General features: G+C 72.7%; 2 protein-coding genes. One reads left to right on the top strand and one right to left on the bottom strand.

The features are described from left to right. Positions 1-517 (top strand): cell division protein ZapE (gene zapE / locus G7A99_RS19760; RefSeq protein ID WP_163143458.1); only part of this gene is annotated, 517 nt, incomplete at its 5' end. Between the two features lie 12 nt (positions 518-529). On the opposite strand, the gene G7A99_RS19755 is transcribed toward zapE, so the two are convergent. Then, entirely contained in the window at positions 530-1,327 is a 798-nt protein-coding gene (locus G7A99_RS19755; RefSeq protein ID WP_163143455.1) for a type II secretion system protein N, read from the bottom strand. Between the last annotated feature and the right edge of the window lie 60 nt (positions 1,328-1,387).

Genomic DNA, 1,387 nt, shown 5'->3' with positions numbered 1-1,387 from the left:
CCCCGTCGACGGCGACACGGACTACCGCCTGCGCTTCCTCGAGCAGGCGGAGATCTATCACACGCCGCTGGACGCCGGAGCGGATGCGGTGCTCACCCGGGATTTCGACCAGGTGCGCCCGGACGGCGGCGAGGTGACCGAGGAGACCGTGCTGGAGGTGGAGGGCCGGGATATCCCGGTGCGGCGCGTAGCGGACGGCGTGGTGTGGTTTACCTTCGATGCGGTCTGCCGGGGGCCTCGCAGCCAGAACGACTACATCGAGATCGCCCGCCAGTTCCACACCGTGGTGATTTCCGACATTCCGGTGTTCGATCGCGACAGCGAGGATGATGCCCGGCGCTTCATCAATCTCGTGGACGAGTTCTACGACCGCGCCGTCAAGCTGATCTGCTCCGCCGCCGACGAGCCGGACTCGCTCTATCGTGGGCGCCGGCTGGGTTTCGAGTTCGAGCGCACCGCGAGCCGCCTCATCGAGATGCAGTCGCGCAGCTACCTCGCCCTGCCGCATCGGCCCTGACCGGTCCGGGGGTCAGCCGCCGGCGCGCTGACTGGTCCGCACGCCGGTGGGGCCGCCGCTTGCCTCCACTACCGTCGTGCCGTCGGGGTTGGCGAGGTGCAGCCGGCGGGCGAGGGCGCGCCCCGCCTCCTCGCGGCCGGGGCGCGGGGCGAGCTCCAGGCGGGCATGGAAGGTGCCGTCCGGGTCAACGTCCGCCTTGCCGTCGACCGTGAGCACGCCGCCGTTGGCGGACAGCGTCGCGCTGATGCCGCCGTTTCCGCCGGGCGAGAGCTCGAGGGTGAGCGTGCCGAGCGGATAGCGCTCACCCAGGTTAAGTGCCGCCGATTCCCAGCGCAGACGCCCGTCGGCGGTGACCGGCCGGCGGTCGTCGATCACCAGGCGGCGCACCGTGGCGTCGAGGATGCCGTCGACGGTAAAGGCCAGGCCGCCGCGGCGGGCCCAGTCGAGCACCGTGTCCACATCCAGGCGTGCGACCCCGTCGCTGACCCCGATACGGCCGCCGGGGGTGGCGGCGAGCCGTGCGGTGAGGTCGCCGTTGTCGCCCCGGGCGCGAAGCGTTGCCTCCAGCCGGCGGTCCAGTAGGGCCGCCGCGTGAATCCGCCATTCCACGTTGTGCAGGGTGGTGCCGCGATAGGTCAGCCCGGCGGCGGCGCCGGACCAGATCGTGCCCCGCGGCTCGTGCAGGCGCACCGGCAGGGTGTCCCCCGCCACGGACCAGGCGACCCGCGCGGGGAGAGTGACGGCCGCGGTGACCAGGGCACCGAGTAGGAACAGGGCGAACAGCCCGATGCGCCGACCCCAACGCCTCACGGCGACGGCCCCTGGAGCACCAGCCGGGCGTCGACGCGCCCGGGCGTGTCGGTGGCCCGG

The organism is Arhodomonas sp. KWT, from assembly GCF_010993615.1.
This window is presented reverse-complemented; position numbering and strand designations above follow the sequence as displayed.